The following is an 18,155-nucleotide window of genomic DNA, read 5'->3' on the forward strand; positions in this document are numbered from 1 at the left end:
CCCCCGTCGCGCGAAAGCGCGACTCCCCCGGAATATTTTTGGCAAGATGAAGCCGGGATCAGGGGTTCGGCGTCGCGACATGCACCTGCGTGCCCCACGCGACGCAATTCTCGGTCAGGCGGGCGGGCAGGGTGGCGTCTGTGAACATCTGGTCGACATCGCGCAGCGAGCCGATGCGCACCGGCGCGCTGCGCTGGAACTTGGAGTGATCGGCGACCAGAAACACCTCGCGCGAGCGATTGAGAAGGGTCTGGCCGACGACCACTTCCTGAATGTCGAAATCGAGCATGTCGCCGTCTTCATCCATCGCCGAACAGCCCAGAATCGCGTAGTCGAACTTGAAATTCTCGATGGTGCGCGCGGTCAGGTTGCCGACAAGGCCATTGTCAGAGCGCCGCAGCGCACCACCGGCGACGACGATCTCGCAATCGGTATTGGCGAGCAGGATCTGCGCCACGTTCATGTTGTTGGTGACCACCATCAGGTTGCGGTGATCCATCAATTCGCGCGCCACCGCCTCGGTCGTGGTGCCGATATCGAGAAAGAGCGACGCGTCATCCGGGATAGCAGAGGCGCAGGCGCGGGCGATGGCCTGTTTGGCGGGCTCATTCAGGCGGCGGCGTTCCTCGTAGAGGATGTTGCTGACGCCTGAGGGCAGGATCGCGCCGCCGTGCACACGCTCCAGCTTGCCGGCATTGGCCAGTTCGGTGAGGTCGCGACGGATGGTCTGAACGGTGACGGCGAAGCGTTCGGCGAGGTCCTCGACCATGACCTTGCCTTCGGCGCGGGCAATCTCGAGAATATCGGGCTGGCGGAAGGTTTGCGACATGGCGGGCCTTGATCGTGGTTCGGTTCGATTATGTTCGTTTTGATGCCGCTTGCAAGCACCGCCTCCGCCGCATTGCAGCATATGTGCCCGAATCGGACGGTTGTCTGCGCGTTTGACGTTGCGTCAGATACAATGACGCGCGCTTCGGCCGGTCAGAATGTGGGATCTCTGAGGATTTTCCTAATGAAATCAGCGGATGCGAATTAAAAAGAAAATAAACGAACATTATTTCTTGACGATACGCCGCGAAAAATGGTTCGTTTCCGCTCACACCTTTGGAGGAGGGGCGCGTGGAAAGCCGCGAGGACAACATCGTTGATCTGTTCGTCATTGGCGGCGGCATAAACGGCTGTGGCATCGCGCGCGATGCGGCGGGGCGCGGTCTGTCGGTCGAGCTGGCCGAGATGAACGATCTGGCCTCGGCAACCTCTTCGGCCTCGACCAAGCTGTTTCACGGCGGGCTGCGTTATCTGGAATATTTCGAGATCCGGCTGGTGCGCGAGGCGCTGATTGAGCGTGAGACGCTGCTGCGCGCGATGCCGCATATCAGCTGGCCGATGCGTTTCGTGCTGCCCTATCACCGCGACATGCGGTTCGAGGCGGAAACGCCGACCTCGCGCATCCTGAGCCTCGTGATGCCCTGGATGAAGGGGCGGCGACCGGCGTGGCTCATTCGGCTGGGGCTGTTTCTTTATGACCATTTGGGCGGGCGCAAGATCCTGCCCGCGACCAAGACACTAGATCTCACGAACGCGCCCGAGGGCACGCCGCTCAAGGACAAGTTTGCGCAGGCGTTCGAGTATTCCGATTGCTGGATCGAGGATAGCCGCCTTGTCGTGCTCAACGCCCGCGATGCCGAGGCGCGGGGTGCGCGCATTCGGGTGCGCACCAAGGTGCGCAGCGCCGAGCGCAAGGGTGATCTGTGGACGGTGGCGCTGGAGGACCAGGAGAGCGGTGCGACGGACGTGGTGCAGGCGCGCGCGCTGGTCAATGCGGGCGGTCCCTGGGTCAAGGACGTGATTTCCAATACGCTGCGGCTCAACTCCTCGGAAGGCGTGCGGCTGGTGCGCGGCAGCCATATCGTGACCCGCAAGCTCTATGATCACGACAAGTGCTATTTCTTTCAGGGCGGCGACGGGCGGATCATCTTTGCGATTCCCTACGAGGGGGAGTTCACGCTGATCGGCACCACCGATGCCGAGCATACGGACGCGAATGCACCCCCCGAATGCACACCGGACGAGGCCGAGTATCTGTGCAATTTCGCCAGCCAGTATTTCGAGCGCCCGGTGACGCGCGACGACATTGTCTGGAGCTATTCGGGCGTGCGGCCGCTCTATGATGACGGGGCGAAATCGGCGACGGCGGCGACACGCGATTACGTGCTGTCATTGAGCGAGGGGCAAGGCGCGCCGCTGCTCAACGTGTTCGGCGGCAAGATCACCACCTATCGCAAGCTGGCCGAGGCGGCGCTGGCCAAGATCACGCCGTTTTTCCCCAAGGCTGGACAGGACTGGACGGCGGGTGTGGCCCTGCCCGGCGGGGATTTCGCCGTTGACGGGTTCGACCGGCTGGTGAAGGATTTGCAGGCGGCCTATCCGTTCCTCGGCCCGGACTGGGCGCGGCGGCTGGTGCGCGCCTATGGCACCGAGGCGTGGGAGATTTTGGGCGATGCGCAATCGGCGGCGGATCTTGGCCCCGATTTTGGCGCGACGCTGACCGGGGCCGAGGTGCGCTGGCAGATGCGCCGGGAATATGCGCGCGAGGCGGCGGATGTGGTCTGGCGGCGCACGCGGCTGGGGCTGAAGATGCGCCCGGAGCAGATTGCGGCGCTGGATGAGTGGATGCGGCACGAGCAGGGCGCGACCGATGCCGCTCCGCGTGCCGCCAAGGGATGAGCGGGGACAAGAGGCAATGACGCTGACATTGGAGGGGGTGTCGAAACGGGTCAACGGGCGGGTGCATATTCACCCGACCGATCTGACGCTCGAGGCGGGCACGATGAACGTGCTGCTTGGGCCGACGCTCTCGGGCAAGACCTCGATCATGCGGCTGATGGCGGGGCTTGATGCGCCCACCACGGGCCGGATCCTGTGGCAGGGGCAGGACGTGACCGGCATGCGCGTGCAGGATCGCAAGGTGGCGATGGTCTATCAGCAGTTCATCAATTACCCGTCGATGACCGTTTATGACAACATTGCGTCACCGATGAAGCTGATGGGCAAGTCCAGGGCCGAGATCGACGCGGCGGTGCGCAAGACCGCTGATCTGATGCAATTGTCGCCAATGCTCGACCGCAAGCCGCTGGAACTGTCGGGCGGGCAGCAGCAGCGCTGCGCACTGGCGCGGGCGCTCGTGAAAGATGCCGGTCTGGTGCTGCTGGATGAGCCGCTGGCCAATCTCGATTACAAGCTGCGCGAGGAGTTGCGCGCCGAGATCCCGAAGATCTTCGAGGAGGCGGGCAGCATCTTTGTCTATGCCACGACCGAGCCGGAAGAGGCGCTGCTTCTGGGCGGCAACACCGCCACGCTGTGGGAGGGGCGCGTCACGCAGTTCGGTCCCACGCCGCTGGTCTATCGTCAGCCGCAGGACGCCACCACCGCGCGTGTCTTCAGCGACCCGCCGATGAATTTCCTGCCGGTGACCAAATCCGGCGCGCGGATCAGTTTCGGCGACGGGCAGAGTGCCGCTGCCATCGGCGGCATGGCTGATCTGGCGGATGGCGACTATATCGCCGGGTTCCGGCCCAATCATCTGGAGCTGGAGGCACATGGCGAGGTGATGGCGTTCGATACCACGCTGAGCGTGACCGAGATCACCGGGTCGGAAACCTTCGTGCATCTCGATCATCATGGTGAACGCTGGGTCGGGTTGATCCACGGTGTGCGCAACCTTGAGCCGGGCAGCGATTTGCGGGTCTATCTCGATCCCGCGCATGTCTATGTGTTCGAAACCCATGGCGCGCTGGTGGCCCCGGCGCCCTATGCGCAAGCCGCCTGAGGGGGAGAGAATGGCAAAGATCACGCTCGACAATCTGGCGCATAGCTACCTGCCCAATCCCGGCGGCGAGGACGATTATGCGCTCAAGGAACTGAACCACGTCTGGGGCGATGGCGAGGCCTATGCGCTTTTGGGCGCGTCGGGCTGTGGCAAGTCCACTCTCCTGAACATCATTTCCGGGCTGTTGCACCCCTCGCGGGGGCGCATCCTGTTCAACGATCAGGACGTGACGGGGCAGGTCACCGCAGAGCGCAATATCGCGCAGGTGTTCCAGTTTCCGGTGGTCTACGACACCATGAGCGTGCGCGACAACCTGGCCTTTCCACTGCGCAATCGCGGGGCCAAACCGGCCTATGTGGCCGAGCGGGTGCAGGCCATCGCGAAAATGATCGGGATGGAGGATGTTCTGGGCCGCAAGGCGCGCGGGCTGACGGCAGATGCCAAGCAGAAGATCAGCCTTGGCCGCGGCATGGTGCGCGAGGATGTCAACGCGCTGTTGTTCGACGAGCCGCTGACGGTGATCGACCCGCATATGAAATGGGAGTTGCGGACGCAATTGAAGGCGCTGCATCACGAGTTCGGCCATACGATGATCTATGTCACCCACGATCAGACCGAGGCGTTGACCTTCGCCGACAAGGTGGTGGTGATGCATGACGGGCGGGTGGTGCAGGTGGGCACGCCCGAAGAACTGTTCGAGCGACCCGAGCATACCTTTGTGGGGTATTTCATCGGGTCACCGGGGATGAACCTGCTCGATGCGCGGGTGGAAGGCGCGACGGCAATCGTGGGCGGCACGGAAATTCCGCTCGGCGCCGACTACGGACGGCCCGAGGGCCGTGTGCAGATCGGGGTGAGGCCGGAATTCGTGACGATGGCCGAGGGTGCGGGCGGCCTTGCCGTGCGCCTCAAGCGGGTCGAGGATGTGGGCCGCCACAAGATCATCCGCTGCGATTTTGAAGGGCAGGCGGTCAATGCCATCGCCCCCGAAGGCGCGGAGGTGCCCGCCGACCTGAGCCGCGTGGTGTTCGATCCGGCGGCGGTGAATGTCTATTCCGACGACTGGCGCGTGGCCCCATTGTCGCGCAAGGGGGTGGCGGCATGACGGGCACGCGCGCAACCGTCATCATCCGGCTTGACCGGATGATCTGCTGGCCGGGAGATCCTCGGGTCGAGCCCGAGGATGACGGATACTTTAGTCAAAGCCAAAAAAGAGAGGCCGCGTGATGGACAAGACGGTCAATCAAAAAGCGTGGTTTCTTGTGCTGCCGGTCCTCATTCTGGTGGCGTTCTCTGCCGTCATTCCGCTGATGACGGTGGTGAACTATTCCATTCAGGATGCCTTCGCCGGAGAGTTTTACCCGCTCGATGACAAGCTGATGTGGTTCCGCGAACTGCTTGAGGATGACCGGATGTGGAACGCCCTGCGGCGGCAGGCGATCTTTTCCGCGACCATCCTCGCCATAGAGATCCCACTTGGCGTCTTCGTCGCGCTCAACATGCCCAAGCGGGGTGCGTGGGCGTCGCTGTGCCTGGTGCTGATGTCTCTGCCGCTGCTCATCCCGTGGAACGTGGTGGGCACGATCTGGCAGATCTTTGGCCGCGTCGATATCGGGCTTCTGGGCTATACGCTGGACGCGATCGGGGTTGATTACAACTATACGCAGGATGCGCTCGATGCCTGGGTGACGCTGATCGTGATGGATGTCTGGCATTGGACCTCGCTGGTGGCCCTGCTGGCCTATGCCGGGCTGCAATCCATCCCCGACGCCTATTATCAGGCCGCCAAGATCGATCAGGCGAGCCGCTGGGCGGTGTTTCGCTATATTGAGTTGCCCAAGATGATGGGCGTGCTGATGATCGCCATCCTGTTGCGCTTCATGGACAGTTTCATGATCTATACAGAGCCGTTCGTGGTCACTGGCGGGGGCCCCGGCAATGCGACGACCTTCCTGTCGATTGATCTGGTGAAGATGGCGCTGGGGCAGTTCGATCTTGGCCCGGCGGCAGCCTTCTCGATCATGTATTTCCTCGTGATCCTTCTGATTTCATGGGTGTTCTACACCGTCATGGTCAACCTCGACAAACGGGAGGGCAAGTGATGTCTGGTCTCGCCAAGGCAGTCGTCATCCTCGGGCTCGACCCGAGGATCTGCGGGGCAAGAGATCCTCTGGTCAAGCCAGAGGATGACAGGGCGCGGGAGGGCTTGAGCCGATGAGCACTGCAACCACAACGCGCGCCCGCAGCCTGCCCCGGATCAACTGGGTGATGCTGCTGTATCTCTTGTTCCTGATGCTGCCGATCTACTGGCTCATCAACATGAGTCTCAAGACCAATGACGAGATCCTCGGCACGTTCTCGCTTTGGCCGCAGAACCTGACATTCCAGAACTACGTGACGATCCTGACGGATTCGAGCTGGTACATGGGTTATGTCAATTCGATCATCTACGTGACGATGAACACGCTCCTGTCGGTGGCGGTGGCGCTGCCTGCGGCCTATGCGTTCAGCCGGTACAATTTCCTCGGCGACAAGCATCTGTTCTTCTGGCTGCTGACCAATCGCATGGCCCCGCCCGCCGTCTTCGCGCTGCCGTTCTTTCAGCTGTATTCCTCGGTGGGTCTATTCGACACGCATATCGCGGTGGCGCTGGCGCATACGCTCTTCAACGTGCCGCTGGCGGTGTGGATCCTCGAAGGCTTCATGCGCGGCGTGCCCAAGGAGATTGACGAAACCGCCTATATCGACGGCTATTCCTTCCCGCGCTTCTTCGTGAAGATCTTCATGCCGCTGATCGCAAGCGGCGTGGGCGTGGCGGCGTTCTTCTGCTTCATGTTCTCATGGGTGGAACTGCTGCTCAGCCGCACGCTGACCAGCGTCGACGCCAAGCCGATTGCCGCGACGATGACGCGGACGGTGTCGGCGAGCGGTTTGGACTGGGGCGTGCTCGCGGCGGCGGGGGTGCTGACCATCGTGCCGGGGGCCTTGGTGATCTATTTCGTGCGGAACTACATCGCGAAGGGTTTCGCGTTGGGGAGGGTGTGATGGAACGGTTTGTTAACCATTCCCATGTCATCCTCGGGTCTGACCCGAGGATCCCTGGCCGTAGAGATCGTCCGGTCGAGCCGGACGATGACGGTGGCCCCTTTGCCCGCGTCATCCTCGGGCCTGACCCGAGGATCTCTGGCCAAGCCCAGTGCGACCCAAGCCATGATGCGACAACCCGCCGTCTATATCGTCACCAACAAACCGCGCGGGTCGCTTTACATCGGCATGACCGGGGACCTTACGCATCGGGTCTGGCAGCACCGGACCCACGCCTTGCCGGGCTTTACCGACCGTTACAATCTCACCCGCCTCATCTGGTTCGAGACGCATTTCGAGTTTTGCGAGGCGATCCGGCGCGAAAAGGCGCTGAAACGCTGGACACGCGATTGGAAAATCTCGCTGGTCGAGCGGGACAATCCCGGCTGGCGGGACCTGTGGCAGGATATCTGCGGGGCGTGACTGTTGCGACGCACGATCTTTCAAGAGATCCTCGGATCAAGTCCGAGGATGACACGCGCCCGGGATACACGTCATCCTCGGGCCTGACCCGAGGATCTCTGGTCAAAGAGATCGTCCGGTCAAGCCGGACGATGACGGTTTGCACAAGAGGGAGGCCAGACTGATGGCATGGATGGCATGGACCTGGCCCACGGCGATCTTTTTCCTGACGATCGCGGGGCTGCTGATCACCTTCACGGTGCTCGCCCTCAAATTCCCCGAGACCCCGCGTGTGGGGATACTCAGGATCGAGACGACGCGCGGCGATCGTCTCTTCATCACGCTTCTGGGCTCGGCCTTTATCAATCTGGCCTGGCTCGGACTTGTCGGCGCGAACCAACCCTATGCGCTGATCGTCTGCCTGATCTATGCTGCGGCGGTGTTCCGCTGGGTCTAGACAGGCATCATCCACTTCAAGAGTTCTGATAGGGAGGAAAATCAATGAACTTGCGAATGAAAACAACCACCGCGCTGGTGACGCTGGGCCTGATGGCCGGGCCCGCCTTCGCGGATATGGAGGCCGCGACGGCCTTCCTCGACGAGGAGATCGGTGATCTCTCGTCGCTTTCCCGCGCCGAGCAGGAAGCCGAGATGCAATGGTTCATCGACGCGGCGCAGCCGTTTGCGGGCATGGAGATCAAGGTGGTGTCGGAAACCATCGACACCCATAGCTACGAATCCAAGGTGCTGGCCCCGGCCTTTACCGCGATCACCGGCATCGAGGTCACCCATGACCTGATCGGCGAAGGGGACGTGGTCGAAAAGCTGCAGACGCAGATGCAGTCGGGTGAGAACATCTATGACGGCTATGTCAACGACAGTGACCTCATCGGCACCCATTGGCGCTATCAGCAGGTGCGCAACCTGACCGACTGGATGGCGGGCGAGGGCGCGGATGTGACCAGCCCGACGCTCGATATCGACGACTTCATCGGCCTGTCGTTCACCACCGGCCCCGATGGCAAGGTCTACCAGTTGCCGACCCAGCAATTCGCGAACCTCTACTGGTTCCGTTATGACTGGTTCAACGACGAAAAGAACCAGGCGGATTTCAAGGAGGCCTATGGCTATGATCTGGGCGTACCGGTCAACTGGTCGGCCTATGAGGATATCGCCGAGTTCTTCACCGGGCGCGACCTGAGCCATATGGGTGTCGAGACCGAGGTCTTTGGCAACATGGATTATGGCAAGAAGGATCCGTCGCTCGGCTGGCGCTACACCGACGCGTGGATGTCGATGGCCGGGATGGGAGACGTGGGCGAGCCCAACGGTCTGCCGGTCGACGAATGGGGCATTCGCGTCAACGAGAACTCGCAGCCTGTCGGGTCCTGCGTGGCGCGGGGCGGGGCGACGAACAGCCCGGCGGCCGTCTATGCCGTGACCAAGGCGATCGAATGGCTTGAGAAGTATTCGCCCCCGGCGGCGGCTGGCATGACCTTCTCCGAGGCGGGCCCGATCCCCGCGCAGGGCAATGTCGCGCAGCAGATGTTCTGGTACACGGCGTTCACCGCAGCCTCGGTCAAGCCCGACCTGCCGGTGATGAACGAGGACGGCACGCCCAAGTGGCGCATGGCCCCCAGCCCGCACGGTGTCTACTGGGAGGACGGCATGAAGGTGGGCTATCAGGATGCAGGCAGCTGGACCCTGATGAAATCCACGCCCGTGGACCGCGCCAAGGCAGCCTGGCTCTATGCGCAGTTCGTCACCTCCAAGACGGTGGACGTGAAGAAGGCCCATACCGGCCTGACCTTCATCCGCGAGTCGACGATCCAGCACGACAGCTTTACCGAGCGCGCCGACAAGCTGGGCGGTCTGGTCGAGTTCTACCGCTCGCCTGCCCGCGTGCAGTGGTCGCCCACGGGCACCAACGTGCCGGACTACCCCAAGCTGGCGCAGCTGTGGTGGCAGAATATCGGCGACGCCATGTCGGGGGCCAAGACCCCGAAAGAGGCGCTCGACGGTCTGTGCGAGGATCAGGAGCGGGTGCTCCAGCGTCTGGAACGTGCGGGCATTCAGGGCGATATCGGGCCCAAGCTCAACGAAGAGCGTGACCCCGAATATTGGCTGAGCCAGCCCGGTGCCCCCAAGGCGGCGCTGGAGAACGAGGACGAAGAGCCGGTCACCATCGCCTACGATGAGCTGATCAAGTCCTGGCAGTAACGACACGCATCGGGGCGCGTTCGGCGCGCCCCGGTGGCCCATTGATACGTCATCATCCGGCTTGACCGGATGATCTGCTGGCCGGGAGATCCTCGGGTCAAGCCCGAGGATGACGGGGACGGGGAGATCCTCGGGTCACGCCCGAGGATGACGTGTGACAGAGAGACCCTCGGGTCAAGCCCGAGGATGACAGGCACTAATACGGGAGCCCGCCCATGACCCATATCCTCGCCATCGACCAGGGCACCACGTCGAGCCGCGCGATCCTGTTCGATGCGGAGATGCGGATCAGGGCCGTGGCTCAGGAAGAATTCGACCAGCATTTCCCGCAATCGGGCTGGGTCGAGCATGAGGCGACGGACCTGTGGTCGACCACGGCGGGCACCTGCCGCGCCGTGATCGAAAAGGCGGGGCTGAATATCGCCGATGTCGCCGCCATAGGCATCACCAATCAGCGCGAGACCACGGTGGTCTGGGACCGCCATACCGGGCAGGCCGTTCACCGCGCCATTGTCTGGCAGGATCGGCGCACCGCTGACTATTGCGGGCAGCTGCGCGAGGCCGGCCACGAGCCGATGGTGACCGAGCGCACAGGGCTGTTGCTCGATCCATATTTCTCGGGCACGAAACTGCGCTGGATACTGGAGAACGTTGAAGGCGCGCGCGAGAAGGCGGCGGCGGGGGATCTGCTGTTTGGCACGGTGGATTCATTCCTCATCTGGAAGCTGACCGGCGGCCGCGTCCATGCCACCGACGCCACCAATGCCGCGCGCACGCTGCTTTACGATATCCGCAAGGGCCGGTGGAGCGAGACGATCTGCGACCTCCTCGGCATCCCCATGCAGATGCTGCCGGAGGTGCGCGACAGCGCCGATGACTACGGCCATGCGCGCGCCGATCTCTTTGGTCGCGAAATCCCCATTCGCGGCGTCGCGGGCGATCAGCAGGCCGCGACCGTGGGGCAGGCCTGTTTTCAGCCGGGCATGCTGAAATCGACCTATGGCACGGGGTGTTTCGCGCTCTTAAATACCGGGACGACGCCGGTGGTGTCGAAAAACCGCCTGCTGACGACGATCGCCTATCAGTTGGACGGCCAGCCGACCTATGCGCTGGAAGGCTCGATCTTCGTGGCGGGCGCGGTGGTGCAATGGCTGCGCGACGGGCTCAAGATGATCCGCCATGCAAGCGAGACGCAGCCCCTGGCGGAAAAGGCCGATCCCAATCAGAACGTCATCCTCGTGCCCGCCTTCACCGGCCTCGGCGCGCCCTATTGGCAGCCCGAGTGCCGTGGGGCGATCTTTGGCCTCACGCGCAATTCCCGGCCCGAGGAGTTTGCGCGCGCGGCGCTTGAAAGCGTGGGCTTTCAGACCCGTGACCTGTTGCAGGCGATGCGCGACGACTGGGCCGGGCATGGCGCGGATGCGGTTCTGCGAGTAGACGGAGGAATGAGTGCCAGCGATTGGGCGATGCAGTTCCTGTCGGATATCATCGACGCGCCGGTGGACCGGCCCGAGGTGCTGGAGACAACGGCGCTCGGGGCGGCATGGCTGGCGGGTATGCAGATCGGGCTTTATCCCGGGCAGGCCGAATTTGCCGAGACATGGGCGCTGGAGCGGCAATTCCTCCCAAAGATGGAGGCGGCGGAGCGCAAGACCAAAACCGATGCCTGGAAACGCGCGGTCGAGGCGACGCTGGCCTTTTGACACAGGCGTGATCCGGCACCCCGTTGTGCAGCCCTGACGCTGCGCCTAAAGTCATGCGACACCGCGCGCAGGAGTGCCCATGCCAGACCCGATTTCCGTCATCGTGCCCGCCCGCAACGAGGCGCAGACCATCGCGCGCGTGGTCCGGGTGTTGCGCGACATGGCCGGGATCGCCGAGGTCGTGGTGATCGACAATGCCTCGACCGATGCCACTGCCGCCGAGGCGGCTGGCGCGGGCGCGCAGGTGGTGACCGAGACGCGCCCCGGCATGGGCCACGCGGTGCGCACCGGCATCGGGGCGGCGCGACATGACTGGGTGATGAAGGTCGATGCCGATCTCGACAAGTTCGACACCGCGCTCTTTTCCAACATGATCCGCGCGCGCGCGCCCGGCGTGGGGCTGATCAAGGGCGCGTGGAACGACCCCAAGGACAACATGCCGATGACCCGCCTGCTGGTGCGCCCGGCGCTGGCGCAGATCTTTCCGGGGCTGGGTCACCTGCGCGCGCCCAATACCGGCATCTACCTCTTTGACAAGTCGCGCATCGCGCATGGCGAATTGGTCGGCGATTATGCCGTGGATCTCGACGTGATGCTGCGAGTGCATGCGTCGGGCGCCGAGGTGGCCGAGGTCGATATCGGGCGGATCGTCCATGATGCGCGCGATGTGAGCCATTACAACGGCATGGCCGAGCAGATCATGGCGTTCTTCCTGTCGCGTCAACCGCTTGATCTGCTGGGCGAGGTGGTCGTGGTGGCCGAGCGGCCCGAGACGGTCCTTCGTACGGCCCTAGGCCACGCGGCGCGCAAGCTGATGGCCGGGGCGCGGGTGACGTTTGCCTTGGGCGAGGGGCCGGGACTGGACATTCTGTCGGAGGCGGTTGCGCCTTATCCCACGGCGCGGATCGTGACGCTGGACGATCTGCCCGGCGTTGCACCCTCCGCGCATGCGGCGCGGTTGACGGTGATTGGCGGGGAAGGGGCGGCCCTTACGGTGGCCCGGTCATGCGCGGCGCGCCATGCCACGGCCTTGCCGGTGGCGCTGTGGCGGATGCCGGGCGAGGGGGAGCGCCTTGGCGATATCTCCGTCGACATTGCCGAAGGGGCAGAGATCAAGCGCGCGGCATTGGAACGGCTGGACGGGTCGGCGCAGGTTGCCCCGCGCGAGGTGTTCCGCGTCGAGGGTGACGTGGCGCAGTAGCCGTCATCCTCGGGTCAAGCCCGAGGATGACATTGTCCTGCGTGTCTCACGCGCCCTTGAAGTTCACCTCGCCCTCATGCTCCATCGCACGAGTGCGGGCGGGGGCCACCGTTGAACAATCCTCCCGCGTGCGGCGCGAGCGCAGACGCCCGTATTGCCCCAGCCCGATGGCCAGCAGGATGATCGCGCCGCCGGGAATGAGGCCGGGCCCGGGGTCCTCACCCAGGAGCACCATGGCGATGAGGATCGCGGCCAGCGGCGAGAACGAGGTGGCCAGCGACACATCGCCCGAACGCGCGTATTTCAGCCCGAGCGCCCAGGCGAACTGTCCGCCGATCACCACGATAAGCGCGTAGATCCAGACATATTCCCAAACCAGCGGGTGAAACACGTCCTGGAAATGGTCCGGGCCGAACAGGTAGATCGCGAGGAAGAAGTAAAAGATGGTGCCCACCACGGTGCGGTAGATCGCGTAGATCCCCAGGGGGATGCCGCGCAGCCCGGTGCGCGCCACCAGCGTCGAGGCGATATACGAAAGCGTTGCCAGCAGTGCGCCGATCTCGCCCTTGCCCAGCTCGAACGCGCCGCCGCCGTTGAGCCACAGCATCAGGACCGCACCGCAAAGCGCCACCAGACCGGCAACGAAGGCCCAGGGCTCGAACTCCTCGCGCAGGAACAGCCATGTCGCGAGCAGAAAGAGCGGCGGCTCGATCCGGCCCATCAGGACGACATTGGTCACGGTGGTCTTTTCCAGCGCATAAAAGAACAGCCCCGGCGTCAGCGCTGAGGACAAGAATGCCGAAAGCGTCAGGATCATCCAGTGCTTGCGCGTCAGCCTGCGCAGGTTCTCCATCGTCCATTCGCGCCAGAACATGAAGCTCATCGGCACCAGCGACATCAGCGAGCCGACGAAGAGCAGGTTGCAATAGGTGATGACATTGCGCCCCATCACCTGGTTCCGCATGCCGATCTCGGCGAGCAGCGACACGATGGAATTGCCGGCGGCGAAGATGAACACCGCCAGCCACGCGAGGCCCGCCCCCATCAGAACGCGGGAGTTGTCGGGCATGGTCTGGGCGGAACTCTGGCTCATCGCTGCCATCCTGATGAAAATGGTTTGGCTGCGGTCAGCGTGCGCCCAATCAGTGATTTGCGCAAGCCATGTGGCCACACGCCGGTTCACGTTGCGGAAAGCGGCGCGTAATATTGTTACCGGCGCGCGCTCTCGTCTCACGGTTGCGTGCGCCCGCGTGAGGGCCAGCGTGATTGCTCTTGTAAAATGCCCGTTGCGGGGCAAGGTTGGCCCCGGTGCCGCCCGCGCCGGAGCCAGAGAGATGCCACGCCGATGAACCCGCCCAAAGAGACGCCGACCACCGATTTCGTCACGATTTTCGATGAAACCTACGATCAGCCCGATTGCCGCGCCTATTTCCGGATGATGGATGCGCTGGGCTATCGCAATCAGCATCATGCGGTGGCGGCGTTCCGCGCGGGGCTGGATGAGGTGATGCGACTGCGCGGGATAGATGCGCCGAGGGTGTTCGATTTCGCAAGCAGTTACGGGATTGTCAGTCTGCTCATGGGCCATGACGTGACGCTGGAGGAGGTGCTGCGCCGCTACCGCGCGCCGCAGTTCGAGGCCGCAACGCCGCAGCAGGTGATGGATTGGGATCGTAACTGGCTCGCGGAGCGGCGCAGACGCGACGGGACGATTCGCTTTGCCGGGCTCGACGTGATGCCCAATGCGGTGGCCTATGGCGCGCAGGTCGGGCTGTTCGAGGCGGCCTTTGCCGAGGATCTGGAGACCAATCATCCGTCAGACGCGCTCGCGCTTGAGTTGTCGCACGCGGACCTGATCGTCGAATGCGGCTCGGTCGCGCAGCTCATGCCGCGCGCGCTCGATCGCATGCTGGCGGCCTGTGGGCCGGTCAAGCCGTGGCTGATGACCTCGCCCATTCGCGGCAATGAGCGCGCGGCGGCGGCAGAGGTGCTGCGCGCGCATGGCATGGTGCAGGAGGTTCTGCCCCTGCCGCCCTTCGTGCATCGCCGCTTCGAGAGCTCCGAGGAGCAGGCGCGCGCAATCGCGAACGCGCAGGCCGCAGGGCACCAAACAGACGGGACCGAGACCACTGGGCATTTCCACGCGCAGGTTCTGCTCGCGCGGCCCGAGGGGGAGCGCACCGATCCCGCCACATGGCGCCTGCCGCTGAGCGTGGCACCTTTGCCGGACGCGTTCTAGAGAGTTGCCGTGCCCCGCCGCTCTGGTCTATGCTCTGGGCGTTGATCCACGTTGATTTGAATGACCCGTCAGATGAGACAGCTGAACACATGCCCGATCCGTTTTCCCGTGCGACTGCCGGGCCGGTCCGGCCCGCGCCCCGAGATGCGGGGCTGAGCTGATGCGCGGTCAGGGTGTCTTGCTGCTGATCGCGGCTATGGGGCTGGGCTATGGCGGGGGTCAGCTGGCGCTTACCCTCGTCGGTCAGCGCGTGGCACCCTCGGCGCCGGTGCAGATCGGTGCGGCCCTCGCGGCGGTGGAGAACGCGGCAAGCGATCCGATACCCGAGGACTGGCCTGCGGTCTTCGATCCCTACGTTCCGGACCCGCCAAAGGCGCAAACTCCGGCCAAGAAGATCGAGAGCTATCGCCTGATCGGGCTGGTGGCGGATGGCGCGGCGGGCTGGGCGATCCTGTCGGCCTCGGACGGTGATCAGATCGTGCGCAAGGGGGACCGGCTGATCGGTGGCGAAACGGTGCTGGAAATCGAGGGCGAGGGCGTGCGTCTGGAACGCGACGGCGCGCCCGTGCTCATCGCCTTTGAAGAAACCCGCGAGGAGATGTTCAACCGCCTCGTCGAAAACGGCTCGGTGGAAACCGAGACCGAACTGCCCGCAAGCACCTTTGCCGGGCGCGACATGCGTCGGGTTCTGGGACGGGCGGGCAGTATCCGGATGATTGCGCCCAACGGTGGACGCGGTGATCTGGTGCCGGAAATCCTGTGGGTGCGCGAGGGGCAGCTTTATGACCTGATCGGGCTGCAACGCGGGGATGTCGTGCTGCGGGTCAACGGCTATTCGGTGTCCGATCCCGAGACCCTTGAGAACGCGCGCGCGATTCTCGCCGAGGCGGATGAATTCGCGGTCGAGATTCTCCGGGCGGGGCAAAGACGGACGATTACGGTCCGGATCACCGGGCGTGGATAGAATGCGGCGCGCGGTCGCGGCTCTTGACGTGCAACAATCATGCGCTAAGCCGTTGTATCGAAAAAAAATTGGATTGTTCTCGATACCTATCCAATCGGGTAAGCATACTATTTTTCAAGGCCTTACGTCAGCCGGTTCTAGGTAAGGAAGAGGGCCAAGCACTATTACGACCCGATCACGATAATGTTATCGTTGTTATATAAGGAGTTATATGCTGTAATCCGCCCACCAGATGCAGGGTTTTCTTTGAGGGTTTTGTTAAACAGTACTGCGACTGGGACGAAGAAAAATCAGACGCTACGTGCGCAAGCACGAAAACAGGGGGCTATTGCTCTTACCAATTAGACAAAAATCAGCGGGTCACTGATCCGTGCGGGCCACACATTACTCATTCTTCCGGCCTGTTCTCCAAACTCTCGAGCATGTTGCTCGATCAAGATAATAGTCGGCCCTCCGGGTCGGTTAGATTGCGGGGTCTTTGACCTTTCTTACTCGTGGCATGCTTGGCACGAGGGCGGTGGCGGTATGTGTGGCGCCATCAAATACATAGTTCATACGCTTTATCTGCTGGAGGACAAAGCATGAAACGAAGAGACGCATTGAAGCTCGGCTTCGGTGCCGCTGGTGCAACGGCCGTTGCATCACAGGCAGGCGCGGTCGAGATCGAACAGTGGCCGGACAGCGCCGCAGAGGGACTGACGCAGGACGGGCTGGTTTTCCCCGATACGTTCCAACCCAGTATCGTGACCGACCCAAGCCCCCCCGTGGAGCCGTTCACGGCCCCGCTCAACATCATTCCGGTCGCGCAGCCGATCGACCCCAACACCTACGATCCGCCGATCGAGCCCGCGCGCCATCAGCGGTTCGACGATTTCCCGCCGCAGAAGCATTACGAAGAAGTGATGACCGAATTCCGGTGGAAATATCACTGGCAGCCCCCCTATGGCGACGGCACTGAAAACGTCGTTGGCCGCGATGGTGACCCCGATGTGGGGTCCTGGCACTGGGGTTTCAATGGTATCACCCCGGGCGAGACCTATCACGCCTATTACGGCGAGCCGGTCTTCTTGCGCCGCAACAACCTGCTGCCGCCGGTTGGCGCGGGCAATGTGCAGTTCGCGCTGCCGTCGCCGACGGTTCACCTGCACAACGCGCATACCGCGTCTGAATCGGACGGTATCCCGCAGGATTTCTTCAATCCTGGTGAATTCTGGGATCACCACTATGCCAACTTCCCGGCTGGATCGCCGAATGGCTGGAGCCCGTTCAACACCGAGATCATGAACACCCTGTGGTATCACGATCACCGGCTCGATTTCACGGCGACCAACGTCTATGCGGGCTTCTCGGGCTTCTACCTGCTGTTCGATGAGCGGGATTCCAACAACGAGCGTGATCGCAACCCGCGTGCGTTCCGTCTGCCTTCTGGCAAGTACGACATCCCGCTGATCCTGCATGACGTGCAGTTCACTGCGGATGGTCAGGCACGGTGGGATTTCTTCCTGCCCGATGGCGATCAGCCCAACCCCGAAGAGCGCCCCGAACCCGTCGAGGTCGGCAACTCGCAAGGGACGCCGGACACGTTCGACTCCAACCGCCTGCAATACACCACGCAAGGCATGACCGGCGATCACATCACGGTCAACCGGATCATCACCCCCTATCTTGACGTGGATCGGCGCAAGTATCGCTTCCGCTTCCTCAACGGTGGTCCGTCGCGGCTCTATCGCCCGCGCTTGTACGTTGTGCCTGCGAATGGCGGTGCGCCGTATTTCGATGACTGGATCATCCTGTCGAATGACGGCAACCTGCTGGAGTCCCCTCTGGTCGAGCCCTCTTTCAACCTCTGGGTGGCCAATCGTTTCGACGTGATCGTTGACTTCTCGAAGTACAAGGATGGCGACAAGATCCAAGTTCTGAACGACCTTGAGATCCGCGACGATGGTGCAGGCCCGACGGGCTACACGCTGGACGTGGAAAACATGATGCCTGTCCTCGAGTTCCGTGCCAAGGGCCGCAAGAAGCGCGATCCGTCGCGTATCCCTGCGCGTATGCGTGAATTGCCCAAGATCCGCATGTCGGAAGTGCGCCGCAAGCGCCTGTTCGTCTTCGACTACGACAACGGGCTGTGGACGGTGAACGGTCGCCTGATGGATCCCAACCGTGTGGATGCCAAGATCGAGCAGGGTTCTGCCGAGATCTGGACCTTCCGCAACGAGGGCAACGCCTGGGCACACCCTGTGCACACTCACTTCGAAGAGTTCCAGATCCTTGAGGTTAACGGACGTCCGCCGAGCGCGGTCGAAACCTCCCGCAAGGACGTGGTCTCGCTAGGGCCCGGTGATGAAATCACTTTCTTCAGCCGCTGGCGCGATTTCTTCGGCAAGCACGTGATGCACTGTCACAACGTCGTCCACGAAGACCATGCCATGATGATCCGCTGGGACATCGTTGAGCCGGGTCAGGGTGACTGAGCACGCCGTACAGGAATTCTCTGAAAGACGAGAGGAAAA

Annotated in this window: 15 protein-coding genes; 13 read left to right on the plus strand and 2 right to left on the minus strand. The window is 62.9% G+C overall.

What is annotated here, in order from left to right; translation table 11 throughout:
- Positions 1-58 precede the first annotated feature (58 nt).
- Complete coding sequence (locus PVU19_RS05785) at positions 59-829, minus strand: DeoR/GlpR family DNA-binding transcription regulator (RefSeq protein ID WP_050661049.1); 771 nt, start codon at positions 827-829, stop codon at positions 59-61.
- 290 nt (positions 830-1,119) lie between these two features.
- Between PVU19_RS05785 and glpD the strand changes: the two genes are divergently transcribed.
- From glpD to PVU19_RS05835, 10 genes are all read left to right on the plus strand, one after another.
- Complete coding sequence (gene glpD / locus PVU19_RS05790) at positions 1,120-2,727, plus strand: glycerol-3-phosphate dehydrogenase (protein ID WP_050661155.1); 1,608 nt, start codon at positions 1,120-1,122, stop codon at positions 2,725-2,727.
- 16 nt (positions 2,728-2,743) lie between these two features.
- A complete protein-coding gene (locus PVU19_RS05795) occupies positions 2,744-3,829 on the plus strand; it encodes an ABC transporter ATP-binding protein (RefSeq protein ID WP_050661050.1) in 1,086 nt (361 codons plus the stop codon).
- A gap of 10 nt (positions 3,830-3,839) precedes the next feature.
- Positions 3,840-4,934, plus strand: coding sequence for an ABC transporter ATP-binding protein (locus tag PVU19_RS05800; RefSeq protein WP_050661156.1), 1,095 nt, complete (start codon positions 3,840-3,842; stop codon positions 4,932-4,934).
- A gap of 121 nt (positions 4,935-5,055) precedes the next feature.
- The gene (locus PVU19_RS05805; protein WP_050661051.1) at positions 5,056-5,931 is read left to right on the plus strand and encodes a carbohydrate ABC transporter permease; all 876 of its coding nucleotides are present in this window, start codon (positions 5,056-5,058) and stop codon (positions 5,929-5,931) included.
- A 112-nt stretch (positions 5,932-6,043) separates the two neighbouring features.
- Positions 6,044-6,874, plus strand: coding sequence for a carbohydrate ABC transporter permease (locus PVU19_RS05810; protein ID WP_050661052.1), 831 nt, complete (start codon positions 6,044-6,046; stop codon positions 6,872-6,874).
- A 165-nt stretch (positions 6,875-7,039) separates the two neighbouring features.
- Positions 7,040-7,336 (plus strand): GIY-YIG nuclease family protein, encoded by a 297-nt coding sequence (locus PVU19_RS05815; protein ID WP_050661054.1) that lies wholly within the window; start codon positions 7,040-7,042, stop codon positions 7,334-7,336.
- Between the two features lie 163 nt (positions 7,337-7,499).
- The gene (locus PVU19_RS05820) at positions 7,500-7,772 is read left to right on the plus strand and encodes a DUF2160 domain-containing protein (RefSeq protein WP_050661055.1); all 273 of its coding nucleotides are present in this window, start codon (positions 7,500-7,502) and stop codon (positions 7,770-7,772) included.
- A 44-nt stretch (positions 7,773-7,816) separates the two neighbouring features.
- Positions 7,817-9,535, plus strand: coding sequence for an ABC transporter substrate-binding protein (locus PVU19_RS05825; protein ID WP_050661056.1), 1,719 nt, complete (start codon positions 7,817-7,819; stop codon positions 9,533-9,535).
- A 215-nt stretch (positions 9,536-9,750) separates the two neighbouring features.
- A complete protein-coding gene (gene glpK / locus PVU19_RS05830; protein ID WP_050661057.1) occupies positions 9,751-11,238 on the plus strand; it encodes a glycerol kinase GlpK in 1,488 nt (495 codons plus the stop codon).
- Between the two features lie 79 nt (positions 11,239-11,317).
- Positions 11,318-12,439: a glycosyltransferase gene (locus tag PVU19_RS05835; protein WP_050661058.1), complete on the plus strand. Its 1,122-nt coding sequence runs from the start codon at positions 11,318-11,320 to the stop codon at positions 12,437-12,439.
- A gap of 46 nt (positions 12,440-12,485) precedes the next feature.
- Here PVU19_RS05835 and PVU19_RS05840 read toward each other — a convergent pair whose 3' ends face one another.
- Positions 12,486-13,532, minus strand: a complete 1,047-nt coding sequence (locus tag PVU19_RS05840) for a DMT family transporter (protein ID WP_050661157.1) — start codon at positions 13,530-13,532, stop codon at positions 12,486-12,488.
- Between the two features lie 252 nt (positions 13,533-13,784).
- On the opposite strand from PVU19_RS05840, the gene PVU19_RS05845 reads away from it, so the two are divergent.
- From PVU19_RS05845 to PVU19_RS05855, 3 genes are all read left to right on the plus strand, one after another.
- Entirely contained in the window at positions 13,785-14,678 is an 894-nt protein-coding gene (locus PVU19_RS05845; protein ID WP_050661059.1) for a hypothetical protein, read from the plus strand.
- A gap of 160 nt (positions 14,679-14,838) precedes the next feature.
- Entirely contained in the window at positions 14,839-15,642 is an 804-nt protein-coding gene (locus PVU19_RS05850; RefSeq protein ID WP_050661060.1) for a hypothetical protein, read from the plus strand.
- Positions 15,643-16,223: 581 nt separating this feature from the next.
- Positions 16,224-18,116 carry a multicopper oxidase domain-containing protein gene (locus PVU19_RS05855; protein ID WP_235575645.1) on the plus strand — a complete coding sequence of 631 codons (1,893 nt, stop codon included), beginning with the start codon at positions 16,224-16,226 and terminating at the stop codon, positions 18,114-18,116.
- The last annotated feature ends 39 nt before the right edge of the window (positions 18,117-18,155 follow it).

The sequence above is a fragment of the Roseovarius tolerans genome, assembly GCF_028885395.1.
Taxonomy (GTDB): Bacteria; Pseudomonadota; Alphaproteobacteria; order Rhodobacterales; family Rhodobacteraceae; genus Roseovarius; species Roseovarius tolerans.

What these genes read in the sequence shown, in the direction of transcription:
- PVU19_RS05785 (WP_050661049.1), bottom strand. Translation starts at nt 829, where the DNA reads ATGTCGCAAACCTTCCGCCAGCCCGATATTCTCGAGATTGCCCGCGCC.
- PVU19_RS05795 (WP_050661050.1), top strand. Translation starts at nt 2,744, where the DNA reads ATGACGCTGACATTGGAGGGGGTGTCGAAACGGGTCAACGGGCGGGTG.
- PVU19_RS05800 (WP_050661156.1), top strand. Translation starts at nt 3,840, where the DNA reads ATGGCAAAGATCACGCTCGACAATCTGGCGCATAGCTACCTGCCCAAT.
- PVU19_RS05805 (WP_050661051.1), top strand. Translation starts at nt 5,056, where the DNA reads ATGGACAAGACGGTCAATCAAAAAGCGTGGTTTCTTGTGCTGCCGGTC.
- PVU19_RS05810 (WP_050661052.1), top strand. Translation starts at nt 6,044, where the DNA reads ATGAGCACTGCAACCACAACGCGCGCCCGCAGCCTGCCCCGGATCAAC.
- PVU19_RS05815 (WP_050661054.1), top strand. Translation starts at nt 7,040, where the DNA reads ATGATGCGACAACCCGCCGTCTATATCGTCACCAACAAACCGCGCGGG.
- PVU19_RS05820 (WP_050661055.1), top strand. Translation starts at nt 7,500, where the DNA reads ATGGCATGGATGGCATGGACCTGGCCCACGGCGATCTTTTTCCTGACG.
- PVU19_RS05825 (WP_050661056.1), top strand. Translation starts at nt 7,817, where the DNA reads ATGAACTTGCGAATGAAAACAACCACCGCGCTGGTGACGCTGGGCCTG.
- glpK (WP_050661057.1), top strand. Translation starts at nt 9,751, where the DNA reads ATGACCCATATCCTCGCCATCGACCAGGGCACCACGTCGAGCCGCGCG.
- PVU19_RS05835 (WP_050661058.1), top strand. Translation starts at nt 11,318, where the DNA reads ATGCCAGACCCGATTTCCGTCATCGTGCCCGCCCGCAACGAGGCGCAG.
- PVU19_RS05840 (WP_050661157.1), bottom strand. Translation starts at nt 13,532, where the DNA reads ATGAGCCAGAGTTCCGCCCAGACCATGCCCGACAACTCCCGCGTTCTG.
- PVU19_RS05845 (WP_050661059.1), top strand. Translation starts at nt 13,785, where the DNA reads ATGAACCCGCCCAAAGAGACGCCGACCACCGATTTCGTCACGATTTTC.
- PVU19_RS05850 (WP_050661060.1), top strand. Translation starts at nt 14,839, where the DNA reads ATGCGCGGTCAGGGTGTCTTGCTGCTGATCGCGGCTATGGGGCTGGGC.
- PVU19_RS05855 (WP_235575645.1), top strand. Translation starts at nt 16,224, where the DNA reads ATGAAACGAAGAGACGCATTGAAGCTCGGCTTCGGTGCCGCTGGTGCA.